We start from the raw sequence: 15317 nt of genomic DNA on the forward strand, positions 1-15317 counted from the left end.
GGCCCGACACCACCCACGGCACCACACCACCAGCCACCAACACCGGTGACGTACCCGCACCCGCACGGCCGGACCCGGCCTCCGGCACAACCGGAGCCTCCTCCAACACCACATGCGCATTCGTCCCGCCCATGCCGAAGGCGCTCACCCCGGCGATCAGGGGCGCTTCGGGGCGCGGCCAGGGGGACTTGGTGTCCTGAACGCGGAGCCGGAAGGCGTCGAGAGGGATGTCGGGGTTGGGGGTCCGGTAGTTGAGGCTGGGCGGGAGTTCGCGGTGCTGGAGCGCCAGGACCGTCTTGAGGAGGCCGGCGATGCCGGCCGCGCCTTCGAGGTGGCCCACGTTGGTCTTGACGGAGCCCACGCGCAGGGGCTCGTCGGAGGGCCTCCCCTCGCCCAGGGCCGCGCCGAGGGCGGCGGCCTCGACCGGGTCGCCGACCGGTGTCCCGGTTCCGTGGAGCTCGACGTACTGGATGTCGTACGGGGCCGTCCCGGCGTTGTGCAGGGCTCGGCGGATCACGTCTTCCTGGGCGCGCGGGTCGGGAGCGGTGAGCGTGTCACCACCGCCGTCGTTGTTGACGGCGCTGCCACGGATGACGGCGCGGACGGGGTCGCCGTCGGCGAGGGCCCGGTCGAGCGGCTTCAGGACGACGAGGGCGCCGCCCTCGCCGCGCACGAACCCGTTGGCGCGGGCGTCGAAGGTGTAGCAGCGGCCGTCGGGCGAGAGGGCGCCGAAGCGGTGCGGGTAGAGGTCGCTCTCGGGGGCGAGGTGCAGGTTCACGCCACCCACGAGGGCGATGTCGCTGTCGCCGCTGCGCAGGCTTTCGCAGGCGAGGTGGACGGCTACGAGCGAGGACGACTGCGCCGAGTCGAGGGTGAGGCTGGGGCCGCGCAGGCCGAGCAGGTAGGAGAGCCTGTTGGCCACGAGGGCACGGTGCGTGCCGGTGAAGGACTGGTGGGTGACCGCTTCCGGTCCGAGCGCGTGGAGCAGGGTGGCGTAGTCGTCGTGGGCGGCCCCGATGAACACGCCCGCGCTGGTGGAGCGGAGGCGTTCGGGCAGGATGCGGGCGTCCTCCAGGGCTTCCCAGGCGAGTTCGAGCACAAGGCGCTGCTGGGGGTCCATGGCGTCCGCCTCGCGTGGCGAGACACCGAAGAAGCCGGCGTCGAAGCGGTCGACCTCGTCGAGGAATCCGCCCCAGCGGGGTACACCGTCCTCGGACCCGCCCCGGGTGGAGGCGGCGGCGAGCCGCGGGCGATCGGTGGGTGCCGGGCGTACGGCGCTGTCACCGTCGCGCAGCAGGCGCCACAAGCCGTCGGGGTCGGGCGCACCGGGCAGGCGGCAGGCCAGGCCGACGACGGCGATGGCCCGCTGGGGGGCGGCGTTGAGCCCGTACCGTGTGCGTTCTGACTCGCTCATTCCACTCCACCAGCTTGTTGGCCCAGCTCGTGTGGACCGCAGACGTCGGGTACGGCATGCATACGGCGCACGGCGTAGTCGGCGGCCCGCACCGGCCCTCCAGGGGTCGGGCAGCGGATCGCGGACCGCCGGGCTACTCACGCTAGGGGCGCATGGACTAGGGCGGCCCCTAGATTCGTGCCGGTTCAGCGGGTGCGGAGGCTGCTCCGGGGGCGGTGTGTTTCGGGAAACGCCCAGACATGGCCCGGGGCACTGTGCGAGGTGTTGCGCTCGTCGGGGTTCTCCCCTCTGAATGAGGCGACACCGCCCCGGGGGTGCGGCGGTGATGTGTCCGGGTCTCGGGTCGGTGCGCGTGACGGCGTTTTTGCCGGTCCGGAAGAGACGGAGGAAGAGCCATGACGAACGTGGAACTCGCCCATCTGCGCGGTGCCCTGGTGGAGCTGCGTTGCAGCCTGGAGTCGCTGCGGCTGGCCGACGGTGACTCGCCGTACGTCCGGAGGCTGATGAACGATCTCGACCGCTTCCAGCTGGACATGGAGGACGTCTCGGGTGCCGGTGTCCGCACGTCGGCGCTGTGCGGGAGCAGGCGTGGCCGGGAGGTCGTACGGATCAGCGACGGCCCGTACCACCATGTGCCGTGGCAGGACGCCGACGACGAGGGGATCGGCGGTCACCGTCGCTGACCGCGCGGGCCCGCCGTGAAAAGGGCCGGACTCCCCGGTGGGCCTGGGGAGTCCGGTGGCGGCACAGGGTGCCGAGGGGTCACTTCACGTATTCGGCCACGGCACGGGGCGGCCAACTGCCGACCGTGAGGACACCCATCGAGTAGGCGCGGGAGACGAGCGCGGCACGGTTGGGGGCCTTGAACCGGCGCAGCATCAGGCCGACGTGGTACTCCACCCCCTGTCGGCTGAGGTAGAGGCGCGAGGCCAGTTGGATGGTCGAGGCGCCGGTGGCCACGCCCTCCAGGATGCGGGCGTCCAGGGCGGTGAGCACCGGTGTCGGCTTGGCGGGGCGCTCCGCCGCCTCGGCCGGCTCGTCCTCGGGGCTCATCAGGACGACGACACCTGACAGGTCGTCGCCCTCCCCCTTGACGGCTATACCGGTGATCTCCGCGGAGAAGACGCGGTCGTGCCCTCGCATGGCGACCACTCGCTCGACGAATCGGCTGCCGTGGCCGTTCGAGAGGTGGGTGAAGTGCTTGGGCAGGATGTTTCGGGCGCTCGGATGCAGGACATCGTAGATGCTGCGTCCACAGATCTCCGTGGACGGCCGGGCCACATGACGGAAGAAGTCGGCGTTGGCCGCTTCTATCTTGAGGCCGGCGTCCAGACTGGCCATGCAGGTGACGTGCGGCGGGGCGCTTGGCCGCCGGTCTCCACGGCGAGCATGGCGCGATGCTTCGGGAAGGCCACTGACCATTGCCGACCTGTCGGCGTAGGGGAGCATGAAATTCCTCTCCTGAACGTCAACGCGGAACTATTGCTTCGTCAGCGGAAGGCAGAGAAGAAAGCCGCTGCGACGAATATTCCCATTCTTTTTCTGCACCGCTGTCGGCGACAGTAGGTGGGCCGTGTGCGGGGAGTCAACGACGGTCGGGGCCGGCGGGGAAATACTGCGGTGCCCCCGTACGGCGGGTTCGGTCATCGCGCGTAGCTTTGTTCGGTGGGCTGGTTCGGTACGGTCACACATGCACAGCGCGGCGCGGTACACACATGCGGAGCCAGTGTTTCGCCGGCGTGGCTGGGATGTGTCCGGGAGGGGGCCGGGAGCGACAGGCGCAACTCTCCCGTCTGCGCTTTCACCCGAAGATCGGACAACCGTAACGCGAGCACCCACATGCGGCAACGGCCCCCTCGCCGCCCGCCGACCCCTCTATGTCACGTTCCGATAACGACATGGCGGTCATGGTTTGACCACGGTGAGACGAGGGAACCCGCGTGCGCCCGAGGGGACGGCGGACGCGGCCTCGGCTCCGCCCCACGGCCATTCCGGGAAGCGAAGAAGTACCGCCCCGGGGATGCCTCCCATTTCGTTCCGACTGCGGGGCGGCGGAAAACCTCACAGCCGGGATAACCCGCGCGAATATCGGGGGAAGCGCGGCACCCGTCGGCTTTCTTCAATACGGCTGGCGGTCCGCCGAGGAGGCCGGTGCGGCAGCGAGGCGGGCCGCACGGGCACCGGACAAGCAGGGCGACCGAGTGGTCGCCCCGGCGCTCGCCTTCATCCCCGTGCGGTCGGGGCCGACCTCCACGACCGCGCCCACGCACTCGTGGCCGAGCGGGCCGACCGGGGACCGCGCGAGGGCGGCGGCGGACGAGTTCCGTGAAGAACCGCTCCGCCTGGTCGACGTCTTCAAAGGTGCGGACGGGAAGGCGATGTGGTCCAGGGCGGGCTGCTCACGTTCCTCAACACCATTGGGTGTCAGGTGAGTTCGTCGCTGCCGCGTAGACAGAGGGGGTCGGCGTCCACCGGAACCCCGCGCCCACGAGAACATGGGTCTCGGAACGGTCGGGACCGGATCACCCGTATTTCCTACACTTTGTAGGGAACTCCCGAAAGTTTGACGGAAGTTATGTGAACTGGCGACAATCTCGATCACTCACTGCGTCCTGAGTGAGCCCTGTGACGCGAGTGTCTCCGCCGCTGACTCCCGGTCTCCGTGCGTCTCGACGACTCGCGCGCACCGACCTCCCCCATCCTCATCCCCCAGAGGCAGATCTTGACGCACTCCTCACGTTCCAGAACCGCGGCCGCGCTCGCCACGACCGCCCTCCTCGCCGCCGCGCCGGTGCTCGGAGCGACCTCGGCGAGCGCCACGCCCGGAGGCAGCTGCCAGTCGGCCACCGTGCAGTACCGCCTCGTCGACGGCGACGGAAAGCCGGTCGACGCCGACTGGACCTCCCAGGGCGGCTTCCACCAGTGGACCTCCGTCCCGGGCACCGTCGAGGTGCGCCTCGCCCCCGGGCAGAACGTCGGCGACGGCTGCACGTACCCGGTCTCGCTGGCCGAGTACACCACCGAGGGATCCAACTGGTACACCTCCGGCCACCAGACCCTCGTCGACCACGCCACGGTGTACCTCACCTCGGCCGACATCGGCGGCACCGACGACACCAAGCGGACCTGGCAGAAGCTCTCGGTCGAGACCCCCGACTGCTACGGGCAGATCGACCTCTACGGCGACGACGTCCTGTACGACGGCAAGACGGGCGACGGTCACGGTCCCGCCCCGTACCAGCCCGGCAACATCGTCACCCCGTACCACCTCATCGCCGCGTGGAACGGGGGCGACAAGCCCTGCACCGACAAGCCCACCTCGCCGCCTCCGACGCCCGTCGAGCCGACGCCCACCACCCCGAGCTCACCCCCGGCGAGCCAGCCGCCCGCCGAGGAGACGACGCCGCCCGCCACGCCCACCACCCCCGTCTCCTCCAGCACCCCGCCGACCACGCCGGACGTCCCGCCGATGCAGTCCCCGCCGCCCCCCGGCCCGAAGCCCTCTCCCAGCCACAGCACCCCGCCCCTGGCCGAGACCGGCTCCAGCGCGCCGGTCGGCCTCATCGCCGGCACCGCCGCCGCGGTGATCGCCCTCGGCGGCGCGGCGCTGTTCACGGCCCGCCGGGCGCGCCGCTCGTGACGGAGGTCGCGGGCAACGCCACCGCACCCTGACGCGTGCGGCTGTCAGGGGCGCGCCCGCATCACCGCGGCCGCGCCCCTGGCGGCAAGGTGCTGGCTGGTGCCATGCTGACCCGTTCCGTCGCCCGCCCTCGACCCGGCGCCGGGCGCCCGGCGCGCAGCTGTCCCGGCTGCCGGAGCCAAAGGGCCTTGCCCACCCATTGCCCCAACGATCTCCACTCTTTACGCACCCGGTTCCTATGATGCGGAGATCAACAGGCCCGACCGGAGGACGACTTCGGCGGGCCTCTCAGGTTCTTGTGGGGGGATCATGCGTATACGCGTCACGGCCGCCGCCGTCGTCTCCGGTGCCGTCGTCCTGTCCGCGCTCGCTCTTCCGGTGGCCGCTCAGGCCTCGGAGCGCACGGGCGCGTCGACGAAGTTCAGCTCCTTCGCCTCCGGCGCCTCCGGGACCGTTCGGCCGTACGACGCGTTGGGCAACACCAAGTTCTCCCACGCGGTCGTCAACGGCGGCAAGGACATCGTGCTCGGCACCACCGGCACGAAGACCGTCGTCGTCACCTACACCGCCACCGACCAGAGCGGCGTCGCCCTCACCGAGGCCTTCCTGTGGCAGGGCACCGACAGCTCGACCACGGACGGCATCACCGGTGGCCTGGGGACGGACGACGACCCCAGGTGCACGGAGTCGGCAACCCAGGGCGTCTACACGTGCAAGGCCGTTTTCCCCATCCGCCCCGCCACCGACATGAAGAACAACGGCGTCGCGGGGACCTGGAAGCTGTTCCTGGGCGCCTGGGACCTGTACGCGAACGCCAGTTACGACGACGACGTCGCCACCGCCGCGATCAAGAAGTCCGCCACCCTGACCGCCGACGCCACGCCCGAGCCGGTCAGGAAGGGCAGGACCATCACGATCACGGGCAAGCTCGCCCGCGCGAACTGGTCGACGGGGAAGTACGCGGGTTACGCGTCCCAGCCCGTGAAGCTGCAGTTCCGCAAGAAGGGCAGCAGCACCTACACCACCCTGAAGACGGTCAGGACGAGCAGCACCGGCACCCTGAGGACCACGACCAAGGCCACCGTCGACGGTTACTACCGCTACACCTTCGCCGGCACCGCCACGACCGCCGCCTCGACGGCGTCCAGCGACTTCATCGACGTCAAGTAGGCGGTCAGTGGCCGCCGCTGCCGAATGAGCCGCCCGAGCCGGGGCGCCAGCGAGGGCGTTCCTGGCTCTCGCTCGGCCGGTCGGGCGCGTTGCCGAGTTCGTGCGGTGTGAGGGGGCGGTCGCCGGGGCCGGCCCGGGGCACCTCGCCGGGCTCGCGCCGCTGCAGCCGTTCCTGGTCCACCGGCTGCCGAGTGGGCCGCCGCGGCCCGGGACGCGTCGCCGCGCGCCCCGGAGACTGCTCCCGGGCCCGCACCCTGGTGCCGAAGCGGACCGCCCACACCAGGGCGGCCGTGACGAGTACGCCGCAGACGACGATCAGGAGGATCCCCGCCGCCGATCCGGCCGCGGCCGTCCGCTCGGCCGCCTCGAACGCCGTAGCCGGTCCGTGTGTCGTGTTCATCGGCGCCGAGTACCCACCCCCGAGGAGTGCATACCCGCAAGGCGTGGCGATCCCGGCATATACGGAGGTCACCGGTAGCGTCGGACCATGACCGAGGTGTCACCCCCACGCATCGCCGCAGGCGGGGCCCGCACGCCCGGCGACGTCACGCTCCCCCTGGGCCGACGGCTGCTCCGCTGGACCTCGACCACCGATCACAAGGTGATCGGCAACCTGTACATGGTGACGGCGTTCGCGTTCTTCCTCCTCGCCGGTCTGCTCGCCCTCGGCATGCGGGCCGAACTGGCCCGGCCGGGGCTGCAGTTCCTGAGCGAGCAGACCTACGACGAGTTCGTCACCATCCACGGCACGATCATGATGCTGCTCTTCGCGACGCCGATGTTCGCGGGGTTCACGAACGCCGTGATGCCGTTGCAGATCGGGGCTCCCGATGTGGCGTTCCCGCGGCTCAACGCGCTGTCGTACTGGATGTACCTCTTCGGCGGCCTGATGGTCGTCTCCGGGTTCGTGACACCGGGCGGCGCGGCCGCGTTCGGCTGGTTCGCCTACGCCCCGCTCAACAGCGCGTACCACTCCCCCGGGGCCGGGGCCGATCTGTGGGTGATGGGCCTGGTGGTCACCGGTGTGTCGACCACGCTCGGCGCGGTCAACTTCATCGCCACCATCCTGTGCCTGCGGGCCCCGGCGATGACGATGTTCCGGATGCCGATGTTCACCTGGAACGTGCTGTTCACGTCGATCCTGGTGCTGCCGTCCTTCCCCGTGCTGACCGCCGCGCTGCTGGCCCTGGAGTCCGACCGCACGTTCGGCTCGCACGTCTTCGACGCCGCCAACGGCGGCGCCCTCCTGTGGCAGCACCTGTTCTGGTTCTTCGGGCACCCGGAGGTCTACATCGTCGCCCTGCCGTTCTTCGGCATCATCTCCGAGATCCTCCCGGTGTTCTCCCGCAAGCCCCTGTTCGGCTATCTGCCGATGATCGGGGCGACCACCACGATCACCATGCTGTCGGCGGTGGTGTGGGCGCACCACATGTTCGCGACGGGTGCGGTCCTGCTGCCGTTCTTCTCGGTCATGTCGTTCCTCATCGCCGTGCCGACGGGCATCAAGTTCTTCGCCTGGACCGGCACGATGATGCGCGGTTCGCTCTCCTTCGAGACGCCGATGCTGTGGTCGGCGGGCTTCCTCGTGACGTTCCTGCTGGGCGGGCTGAGCGGAGTGCTCGTCGCGTCCCCGCCCCTCGACTTCCACCTCACCGACTCGTACTTCGTCGTCGCCCATCTGCACTACGTCCTGTTCGGCACGGTGGTCTTCGCGATGTTCGCCGGCTTCTACTTCTGGTGGCCCAAGTTCACCGGCAGGATGCTCGACGAACGACTGGGCACACTGCACTTCTGGCTGCTCTTCCCCGGCTTCCAGCTGACGTTCCTCGTGCAGCACTGGCTGGGCGAGGAGGGGATGCCGCGCCGGTACGCCGACTACCTGCCCTCCGACGGCTTCACCCTGCTCAACACCCTGTCGACGGCGGGTGCGTTCCTGCTCGGCGTGTCCACCCTGCCGTTCCTCTACAACGTCTGGCGCACGGCGCGCCACGGGCGGCGCGTGACGGAGGACGACCCCTGGGGCTACGGGCGCTCCCTGGAATGGACGACCTCCTGCCCGCCGCCCCGGCACAACTTCGTGGCACTGCCCAGGATCCGCTCGGAGTCACCGGCGTTCGATCTGCGCCACCCCGGCGTCTCGGGGCGGGAGGACGCCCGGTGAAGGCGGAGGCGATGCTGTTCGGGGGCGTGGCCGTCTTCTTCGGCGGCGCCGCGATGTTCTACGGTTTCTGGTCCCACTGGGACCCGGCGGGTACGGCCGCGCTCGTGGTGGCGTTCTGCATGGGCGCCCTCGTGTCGTTCTACTGCTCCGTGCAGTACGTCCGGCACGGCGCCCGCGCCCAGGACCGTACCGACGCCGAGGTCGCCGACCGGGTGGGGCCGCTGGACTTCTTCCCGCCGCACAGCGGCTGGCCCGTGGTCACCGCGCTGGGCTTCGCCCTCGCGGCGACCGGGGTGGTCTTCGGGCTGTGGCTGTTCCTCATCGGTTTCGGGATTCTGGCGCGCGGCGTTCTGGGGATGGTGTTCCAGTACGTCCACCGGGGCGAGAGGGAGGGCTGAGCGGCACGCGTGGTGCGCCCGGCCGGAAGGAGGTCACCGGGCGGTGGCCGCCCTCGTAGCCTCCCGCCAGGGTCTGGCGCACCTCACCGGTCTCCTCGCCCTCGGCGAGCCGTGCCCGTTCGGCGCGCAGCAGGGCGTGACACAGCGCGCGGGTGACGAAGAACGCGACGACGGGGCCCAGGACCAGGGCGATCCGGAGGATCCAGGTGAGGGCGTTCACCGAGACGCGGAACGTCGCCGCGACGACGTCGTTGCCGCCTGCCAGCACCAGCACGCCGTAGAAGGTGATCCCCGCGACGCCCAGGCCGGTGCGCACCGGGCGCTCGCGGGGCCGGTCGCACAGGTGCTGTTCGTGGCTGCCCTCCCCGGTGAGGCGCTGCTCGACGAAGGGGTAGGCGTAGAGCACGCCGAAGAACAGTCCGGGCAGGACGACGGCCGGGAGCAGGACGTTCCACATGACGGTGTGCCCCGCGACGGTCGTCTCCCACGGCGGCACGAGCCGCAACGCGCCTTCGAGGAAGCCGACGTACCAGTCCGGTTGCGAACCGGTCGACACGATGTCCGGGCGGTACGGGCCGTACTGCCACACCGGATTGACCTGCGCGACGCCGGCGAGAGCGGCCAGCAGCCCGAAGACGGCCAGGGACAGTCCGCCGGAGGATGCCGTGAACTGCGGGTACATCGGGTTTCCGACGGCGTTCGCGTTCGTGCGGCCCGGGGCGCGCCACTGGGTGTGCTTGAGGAAGAAGACGAGGACCAGATGCACGGTGACCAGCCCGAGCAGCGCCCCGGGCAACAGCAGGATGTGCAGGCCGTACAGCCGTGGGACGAGGTCGTGCCCCGGGTACTGCGAGCCGAACGCGAACAGCGCGACGTACGTCCCCACCACCGGGAGGGACAGCATGATGCCCTGGGCGATCCGCAGCCCGGTGCCGGAGAGCAGGTCGTCCGGGAGGGAGTAGCCGGCGAAGCCCTCGGCCAGGGCGAGCACGAGGAGCGTGACGCCGATGAGCCAGTTCGCCTCGCGCGGCCTGCGGAAGGCGCCGGTGAAGAAGACCCGCAGCAGATGGACCCCGATCGCGGCGACGAACACCAGCGCGGCCCAGTGGTGCAGCTGCCGGATCAGCAGCCCGCCCCGCACGGCGAAGCTGATGTCGATCGTGGACGCGAACGCCTCCGACATCCGTACCCCGCGCAGCGGCGCGTAGGAGCCGGTGTACACCACCTCCCGCATCCCGGGCTCGAAGAAGAAGGTCAGCCACACGCCGGTCAGCACCAGCACGATCAGGCTGTACAGGGCCAGTTCGCCCAGCAGGAACGACCAGTGGTCGGGGAACGCCTTGCGCAGCAGCGGCCCCGCGCCGTCGTTCACCGGCAGTCGCGCGTCCGCCGCGTCCGCCAGCCGCTCCCCCCGGCGTCGCCCACCAGCCATGGCGGCACTCCTCTCTCCGGCACACACGTCAGGCCCCATCCCTTGCCCGAGCCGCGCGCGGCGAGCACCCCGGGGGCGGGAAACACCCGGCGGCAGGCAGGAGCGCACCCGATCGGCGCAGGGACCGCCGGGGCCGCAGGGGACCGCCGACCCTAAAAGTCCGATATGGCATATATGTGCATAGCTGGTGGCGGGCCGGATACCCGTCGGGAATGGTACGAACGCTGAAGCCTCACAGACGCCACGACGTGCACGCCCCGGCCGCCGACAGGACGGGCGGGCGCGAGGAGCGGCAGGCCCCGGGGAAGCCGACGGACCTGCCCAAGCGCTCCTGGACAGCGGTGCTCAGGGGCACACTGAAGGAATTCAAGAGGGACGAGCTGGCCGACCGGGCCGCGGCGCTGACCTACTACTCGATCCTGGCGCTGTTCCCGGCGCTGCTGGCACTGGTCTCGCTGCTGGGGATCGTCGGGCAGTCCGCCACCCGGGCGGTCCTGGACAACATTCAGAAGCTCGCGCCGGGCGCGGCCCAGGACATCCTGCGGAGCGCGGTGCAGCAGATGCAGGGCAGGGGCGGGCTGGGCTCGCTCATGGCCGTCGTGGGTCTGCTGCTCGCGGTGTGGTCGGCGTCGGGCTATGTCGCCGCGTTCATCCGCAGCGCCAACGCGGTCTACGACATCCCCGAAGGGCGACCGGTGTGGAAGGTGCTGCCCGTACGGGTCGGCGTGACCGTCGTCCTGATGGTGATGGCGGTGATCAGCGCGTTGATCGTGGTGTTCACCGGGAGCCTCGCCCGGCAGGCGGGCACGGCGCTCGGGGTCGGTGACACGGGGCTGACCGTGTGGTCGTACGCGAAGTGGCCGGTGCTGGTGCTGCTGGTGACCGTGATGATCGCCGTCCTGTACTGGGCCACTCCCAACGCGCGCGTCCGCGGTTTCCGCTGGGTCACGCCGGGCAGCTTCCTGGCCCTGCTGATCTGGATGGCCGCGTCCGCCGGGTTCGCGCTGTACGTGGCGAACTTCGGCTCGTACAACAAGACGTACGGCACTCTCGCGGGCGTGGTCATCTTCCTGGTGTGGCTGTGGATCACCAATCTCGCGATCCTGCTGGGCCTGGAGTTCGACGCGGAGCTGGCGCGGCAACGCGCCGTGGCCGGGGGCCACCCGGCCGACGAGGAGCCGTACGTCGAGCCGCGCGACACCCGGGCGTGGGACGAGGAGGACGACCGCCGCCTCGGCACCCCGGAAGCCGACCCGCGCCGAGAGGCCCGGGGAGCCGGCGGAGACCGGTGAGGTCACCGGTCTCCCCGTCTGCCGCGAGCCGCCGCCCTGTCAGGTGAGGGCGGCGGCGAGCAGGGCGAAGGCGCCGACGATGACGGCGACGCGGACGTAGTGCCAGCGCTGCCAGCGGTTCAGCTGCTCCTTCCAGTCCGCGGGCCGGTTCTCCGGGGTCCACGTCCGGTTGCGGTTGTTGATCGGGACGAGCAGCAGGATCGACATGATCACGCTGAGGAGCAGCAGCGCGGCGGCGGCGACGACCGGGCCGGTACCGCCGTCGCCCCGTCCGGCGACGGCCCAGACGGCGACGAGGACGAGCGAGCCGATGTACCAGAACGGCATGAGGGCGCCGAGCATCCGGCCTCCGTGGGCGTGGCCGAGCTGACCGGCGTCGCCGGGAAGTGCGTCGAGGATCCGGTTCATGACGAAGGCGACGCAGACCTCGACCCCCACCATCACGCCGACGACCACGATGGTGAACACCTCAAGTGCGCTGAGCATGACGGCCTCCAAGCAAGGAATCTAGCAGCGCTATCCGGTGAGGCAACGCTAGCGCTGCTGCCGCTCAGTTGTCTAGCGGTGCTAGGATCGGAGCATGTCGGTAAAGGAACGCAAGGAGCGCGAGCGGGCGACCCGCGAGCGGCTCATCGTGACGACGGCCCGCGAACTCGCCGAGCAGCAGGGCTGGGACGCGGTGACCACGCGCCGCCTGGCCGAGCGCATCGAGTACAGCCAGCCCGTCCTCTACAGCCACTTCCGCGGCAAACGGGAGATCATCGGCGCCGTCGCCCTCGAAGGCGCCGCCGAGCTGGCCGTCGCGCTGCGGGCCTCGACCGCCGCCGCGGACGGTGCGCGCGAGCGGGTCGCCGCCCTCGCCCGCGCCTACCTCGACTACGCCGAGCGCAATCCGGCGGTCTACGACGCCCTGTTCCAGCTCGACGGCGGGCTGGCGTACGCGCGCGAGGACACCCCGGAACCGCTCAAGGACGCCTTCGCCGCCCTGCTGGAGTGCCTCGGTGAGGTCGCCGGGGAGGGCGTCCACCCGGGGCTGTTCACCGAGGTGTTCTGGGCGTCCCTGCACGGGATCGCGACCCTGACCCGGGCGGGACGGCTCCCGCCCGAGCTCACCGAGCAGCGGGTGCACCTGCTGGTGGAGCGCCTCGCCGTGCTCTGACCCGCCCTGCCTCCCACCGTCCCGTCGCGCACCGTCCCCGCGAGGCAGCGCGCCGGGCGCAACGGCCCCAGACTCGAAAGGAGAAAGAAGGGGCCGCGTCGGGGAAAGGGCCGGTGACTGATGGCGGACGAACTGGGGGCCGCGCTGGGCTTGCTTCTGGAGCGCTCGCACACCGCCTCCCCCCAGCAGCTGCCGCAGCTGGTCGAGGAGGCGGCCCGCCGGCTGGGAATGACGTCCGCGGCCGTCCACCTGGCGGACATCCGCCGTCAGCCGAGCGCCGTGGGGCGCTTCGCTCGGGTCACGGTGGCGTCGGCGGTCGTTCACCCGGCGCCCGGGCGACGCCGTGCAGGTTGTCGGCCCTCGTCCGGCCGGGGCCGTCGGCCCGGTCGCGGCCGCGCTCGTCGCCCCCCAGGTAGTCGGGGCCGGGTCCGGGGCCGAGGTGCCGTGGTGGGCGCGCGGCCGGCGGCCTCGCACGGGTACCCGGAACGCGCTGACCGCCACGGATCACGGCTGCCGGTCTCGTCCGGCGCGCGGTCGGTCAGTCGGCGGCGGCCGTCCGGTGCTCGTCCGCCGCGCGCGTCCGCAGGTGCGGGTCCCGCAGGACGTCGAGTGCCGTGCAGGCCAGCGCCTCCACGACCGCCGACAGGACGTGCCGGGCCCGTTCGGAGGCGGCTGCCGTGGCGAACCGCGGGGTGTGGTCGCTGCCGTCGGCTTCCATGATCGCGACGAAGGGGTGGATGGCGGGCACCCGGCCGCTGACGTTGCCGATGTCCGAGGAACCGAGGTGGACACCGGGGGTCGGCTCGGAGAGCGTGATGCCCGCTCCGCTCAGGTGACCGGCGAAGCGCTCGGAGAGCACGCGGTTGTCCCGGAAGTGCTCGTAGCGGACACTCGCCCGCTCCACTTCGAAGGACGTGCCGGTCGCCCGGGCGACCCCCTCCGCGCAGACGCCGAGCTGGGCCGCGAGGCCGTCCAGGGCCGCGGTGGTCGCCGCCCGCAGGCCGAAGCGGCCCTCGGCACGGTCGGGGACGATGTTGGTCGCCGTTCCGCCGTGCGTGACGATCCCCTGCACATGGGAACCCTCCGGCAGCCGCCTGCCGAGCGCGGACAGGACGTTGAACAGCTCGATCAGGGCGGCGAGGGCGTCGACGCCCTCGGCCGGGTTCCCGGTGGGATGGGCGGCTTGGCCCCGGAAGGCGACCCGGTACTGCTCCTGCGCGGTCAGCGGCGCCCGCACCCAGTCGTGGACGCCGGGGTGGAACATCAGCGCGGCGTCGACCTCGTCGAAGACCCCGGCGTCCGCCTCCAGCGCCTTGCCGCCCCCGCCCTCCTCGGCCGGGGTGCCCACGGCCAGCACGCAACCGCCGTCGGCCGCTCCCCGCACGGCGTCCGCGACCAGCGCGGCCCCGAGCCCGGCGGCGGCGACCAGGTTGTGCCCGCAGGCATGTCCGAGGCCGGGCAGGGCGTCGTACTCCAGCAGCAGGGCAACGGTCGGCGGCCCCTGGCCCGAACGCGCGGTGAACGCCGTCGGCAGGCCCGCCACGTTCCGCCGCACCCGGAATCCGGCGCGTTCCAGCTCGCCGGTGAGCAGGGCCGCCGCGCGATGCTCCGCGAAGGCGGTCTCGGGGTCCTCGTGCAGCGCACACGCCACCTCCCACAGCGCCTCCGCGCGCCGGGCGGTCTCATCGCGGACCTGGCGGTACGGGGCCGGCAGCGGGGTGGGCATCTCGTCTCCTGCGCGTCGGAGCCGGTACGGAGGCCGGTGCGGGCGGGGCTCACCGGCACGGGTTCCCCCCGGGGGCGGGCGGGAACCTCCGCCGGGCCGGACCCGTCCCCGATGTGCGGCCGCCCTTTGTGGGGCACGCCCGAGCGGGGGTACTCGGAGCAGCGAGAAAGGAGCGTGCACCATGACGACTCCCGACCCCGAGCCCGGGCGGACGTCCGGACTCGAACCAGGCGGCGGGGTGCCACCGGGTGAGACCCCGCCCGCCGAAGGAGGCAGATTCGGCATCTCCCATCCGGAACCCCCCGAACTGCGCACCGGCTGGGGGCCGATGCCGATCGTCCTGATCATGATCGTGGTGGCGCTGGTCGCGGTCGGACTGATCGGCATGGTGGTGATGCTGATCGTGTGACGCCGGACGGACGTACGAAGGAAAGTTCCCCCGATGAACAGGCAGGTCGACCCATGACGAAGAAGCCACGCGGCACCGGAGACCACGGCTGGGCCTCCGACGTGGACGAGACGCACCAGCAGGACAACCCGAGCGCCCACCGCTCCTTCCGGACCGCCGAATACGGCGGCGACAAGGGACCGGGCCGGAAGCGGTCCGAGGAAGAGACCCGGCCGGTACCCGGCGACACGGTGGAGAGCGACAGCACCCGCGGCGAGGAACACGCCGAGGGGGGCCAGAAGGGCCACCGGTCCCAGGGCGCCCGAGGACGCTCCGGGCGTCCGGGCGGCTCCAAGCACGCCGACGCGGAGACCGGGGTCGACCCGAAGGAGTCACGGTCCGGACACCGCCAGGGCTAGGACCATGACCATCTGGCCGCCCGCCGCCAGCAGCTCGCCCGGCTGTGCGGAGCGCCCCCGGGCTCCGCGGTGGCAGACCGTCGTCGAGGTAGTCGCTCAGGCCCACGGCTGGGCCTCG

15 protein-coding genes are annotated in these 15317 nt (G+C 71.4%); 9 read left to right on the plus strand and 6 right to left on the minus strand.

The features are described from left to right. A partial coding sequence (locus AQJ58_RS29860) for a beta-ketoacyl [acyl carrier protein] synthase domain-containing protein (RefSeq protein WP_199844724.1) occupies nt 1-1414 on the minus strand: 1414 nt, incomplete at its 3' end. Between the two features lie 395 nt (nt 1415-1809). On the opposite strand from AQJ58_RS29860, the gene AQJ58_RS29865 reads away from it, so the two are divergent. Then, nucleotides 1810-2097, plus strand: a complete 288-nt coding sequence (locus tag AQJ58_RS29865) for a hypothetical protein (RefSeq protein ID WP_067255776.1) — start codon at nt 1810-1812, stop codon at nt 2095-2097. A 79-nt stretch (nt 2098-2176) separates the two neighbouring features. Here the strand turns inward: AQJ58_RS29865 and AQJ58_RS29870 are convergent, their stop codons facing one another. Further along, nucleotides 2177-2755 carry a helix-turn-helix transcriptional regulator gene (locus AQJ58_RS29870; RefSeq protein WP_067255778.1) on the minus strand — a complete coding sequence of 193 codons (579 nt, stop codon included), beginning with the start codon at nt 2753-2755 and terminating at the stop codon, nt 2177-2179. A 1381-nt stretch (nt 2756-4136) separates the two neighbouring features. Here AQJ58_RS29870 and AQJ58_RS29875 point away from each other — a divergent pair. Then, nucleotides 4137-5054, plus strand: coding sequence for a hypothetical protein (locus tag AQJ58_RS29875; RefSeq protein ID WP_067256263.1), 918 nt, complete (start codon nt 4137-4139; stop codon nt 5052-5054). A gap of 309 nt (nt 5055-5363) precedes the next feature. Next, nucleotides 5364-6224, plus strand: coding sequence for a hypothetical protein (locus AQJ58_RS29880; protein WP_067255780.1), 861 nt, complete (start codon nt 5364-5366; stop codon nt 6222-6224). Between the two features lie 4 nt (nt 6225-6228). On the opposite strand, the gene AQJ58_RS29885 is transcribed toward AQJ58_RS29880, so the two are convergent. Beyond that, nucleotides 6229-6624, minus strand: coding sequence for a DUF6479 family protein (locus tag AQJ58_RS29885; protein WP_067255782.1), 396 nt, complete (start codon nt 6622-6624; stop codon nt 6229-6231). 219 nt (nt 6625-6843) lie between these two features. On the opposite strand from AQJ58_RS29885, the gene AQJ58_RS29890 reads away from it, so the two are divergent. After that, on the plus strand, nt 6844-8385 hold the full coding sequence (locus AQJ58_RS29890) for an aa3-type cytochrome oxidase subunit I (RefSeq protein WP_234360352.1): 1542 nt from the start codon (nt 6844-6846) through the stop codon (nt 8383-8385). Continuing rightward, the gene (locus AQJ58_RS29895; protein ID WP_067255784.1) at nt 8382-8783 is read left to right on the plus strand and encodes an aa3-type cytochrome oxidase subunit IV; all 402 of its coding nucleotides are present in this window, start codon (nt 8382-8384) and stop codon (nt 8781-8783) included. The genes AQJ58_RS29890 and AQJ58_RS29895 overlap by 4 nt, the downstream gene beginning before the upstream one ends. Here the strand turns inward: AQJ58_RS29895 and AQJ58_RS29900 are convergent. Continuing rightward, a complete protein-coding gene (locus AQJ58_RS29900; RefSeq protein WP_107122192.1) occupies nt 8704-10215 on the minus strand; it encodes a cytochrome bc1 complex cytochrome b subunit in 1512 nt (503 codons plus the stop codon). The genes AQJ58_RS29895 and AQJ58_RS29900 overlap by 80 nt on opposite strands. A gap of 212 nt (nt 10216-10427) precedes the next feature. On the opposite strand from AQJ58_RS29900, the gene AQJ58_RS29905 reads away from it, so the two are divergent. Beyond that, nucleotides 10428-11507 carry a YihY/virulence factor BrkB family protein gene (locus AQJ58_RS29905; protein ID WP_067255786.1) on the plus strand — a complete coding sequence of 360 codons (1080 nt, stop codon included), beginning with the start codon at nt 10428-10430 and terminating at the stop codon, nt 11505-11507. A gap of 39 nt (nt 11508-11546) precedes the next feature. Here the strand turns inward: AQJ58_RS29905 and AQJ58_RS29910 are convergent, their stop codons facing one another. After that, nucleotides 11547-11993 (minus strand): anthrone oxygenase family protein, encoded by a 447-nt coding sequence (locus tag AQJ58_RS29910; RefSeq protein WP_067255788.1) that lies wholly within the window; start codon nt 11991-11993, stop codon nt 11547-11549. A 94-nt stretch (nt 11994-12087) separates the two neighbouring features. On the opposite strand from AQJ58_RS29910, the gene AQJ58_RS29915 reads away from it, so the two are divergent. After that, nucleotides 12088-12666, plus strand: a complete 579-nt coding sequence (locus AQJ58_RS29915; protein ID WP_067255790.1) for a TetR/AcrR family transcriptional regulator — start codon at nt 12088-12090, stop codon at nt 12664-12666. Nucleotides 12667-13204: 538 nt separating this feature from the next. On the opposite strand, the gene AQJ58_RS29920 is transcribed toward AQJ58_RS29915, so the two are convergent. Continuing rightward, the gene (locus AQJ58_RS29920; RefSeq protein WP_067255792.1) at nt 13205-14392 is read right to left on the minus strand and encodes an amidohydrolase; all 1188 of its coding nucleotides are present in this window, start codon (nt 14390-14392) and stop codon (nt 13205-13207) included. Nucleotides 14393-14573: 181 nt separating this feature from the next. Between AQJ58_RS29920 and AQJ58_RS29925 the strand changes: the two genes are divergently transcribed. Together AQJ58_RS29925 and AQJ58_RS29930 are read left to right on the plus strand one after the other, a co-directional pair. Continuing rightward, nucleotides 14574-14801 (plus strand): DUF6480 family protein, encoded by a 228-nt coding sequence (locus AQJ58_RS29925; RefSeq protein WP_067255794.1) that lies wholly within the window; start codon nt 14574-14576, stop codon nt 14799-14801. A 53-nt stretch (nt 14802-14854) separates the two neighbouring features. Next, nucleotides 14855-15199: a hypothetical protein gene (locus tag AQJ58_RS29930; protein WP_067255796.1), complete on the plus strand. Its 345-nt coding sequence runs from the start codon at nt 14855-14857 to the stop codon at nt 15197-15199. The last annotated feature ends 118 nt before the right edge of the window (nt 15200-15317 follow it).

This window comes from Streptomyces sp. DSM 15324 (assembly GCF_001514285.1).
Lineage (GTDB): Bacteria > Actinomycetota > Actinomycetes > Streptomycetales > Streptomycetaceae > Streptomyces.

Coding starts and splice junctions, on each gene's coding strand:
- AQJ58_RS29865 (WP_067255776.1), top strand. CDS start 1,810: ATGACGAACGTGGAACTCGCCCATCTGCGCGGTGCCCTGGTGGAGCTG.
- AQJ58_RS29870 (WP_067255778.1), bottom strand. CDS start 2,755: ATGGCCAGTCTGGACGCCGGCCTCAAGATAGAAGCGGCCAACGCCGAC.
- AQJ58_RS29880 (WP_067255780.1), top strand. CDS start 5,364: ATGCGTATACGCGTCACGGCCGCCGCCGTCGTCTCCGGTGCCGTCGTC.
- AQJ58_RS29885 (WP_067255782.1), bottom strand. CDS start 6,624: ATGAACACGACACACGGACCGGCTACGGCGTTCGAGGCGGCCGAGCGG.
- AQJ58_RS29890 (WP_234360352.1), top strand. CDS start 6,844: ATGGTGACGGCGTTCGCGTTCTTCCTCCTCGCCGGTCTGCTCGCCCTC.
- AQJ58_RS29900 (WP_107122192.1), bottom strand. CDS start 10,215: ATGGCTGGTGGGCGACGCCGGGGGGAGCGGCTGGCGGACGCGGCGGAC.
- AQJ58_RS29905 (WP_067255786.1), top strand. CDS start 10,428: ATGGTACGAACGCTGAAGCCTCACAGACGCCACGACGTGCACGCCCCG.
- AQJ58_RS29910 (WP_067255788.1), bottom strand. CDS start 11,993: ATGCTCAGCGCACTTGAGGTGTTCACCATCGTGGTCGTCGGCGTGATG.
- AQJ58_RS29915 (WP_067255790.1), top strand. CDS start 12,088: ATGTCGGTAAAGGAACGCAAGGAGCGCGAGCGGGCGACCCGCGAGCGG.
- AQJ58_RS29920 (WP_067255792.1), bottom strand. CDS start 14,392: ATGCCCACCCCGCTGCCGGCCCCGTACCGCCAGGTCCGCGATGAGACC.
- AQJ58_RS29925 (WP_067255794.1), top strand. CDS start 14,574: ATGACGACTCCCGACCCCGAGCCCGGGCGGACGTCCGGACTCGAACCA.
- AQJ58_RS29930 (WP_067255796.1), top strand. CDS start 14,855: ATGACGAAGAAGCCACGCGGCACCGGAGACCACGGCTGGGCCTCCGAC.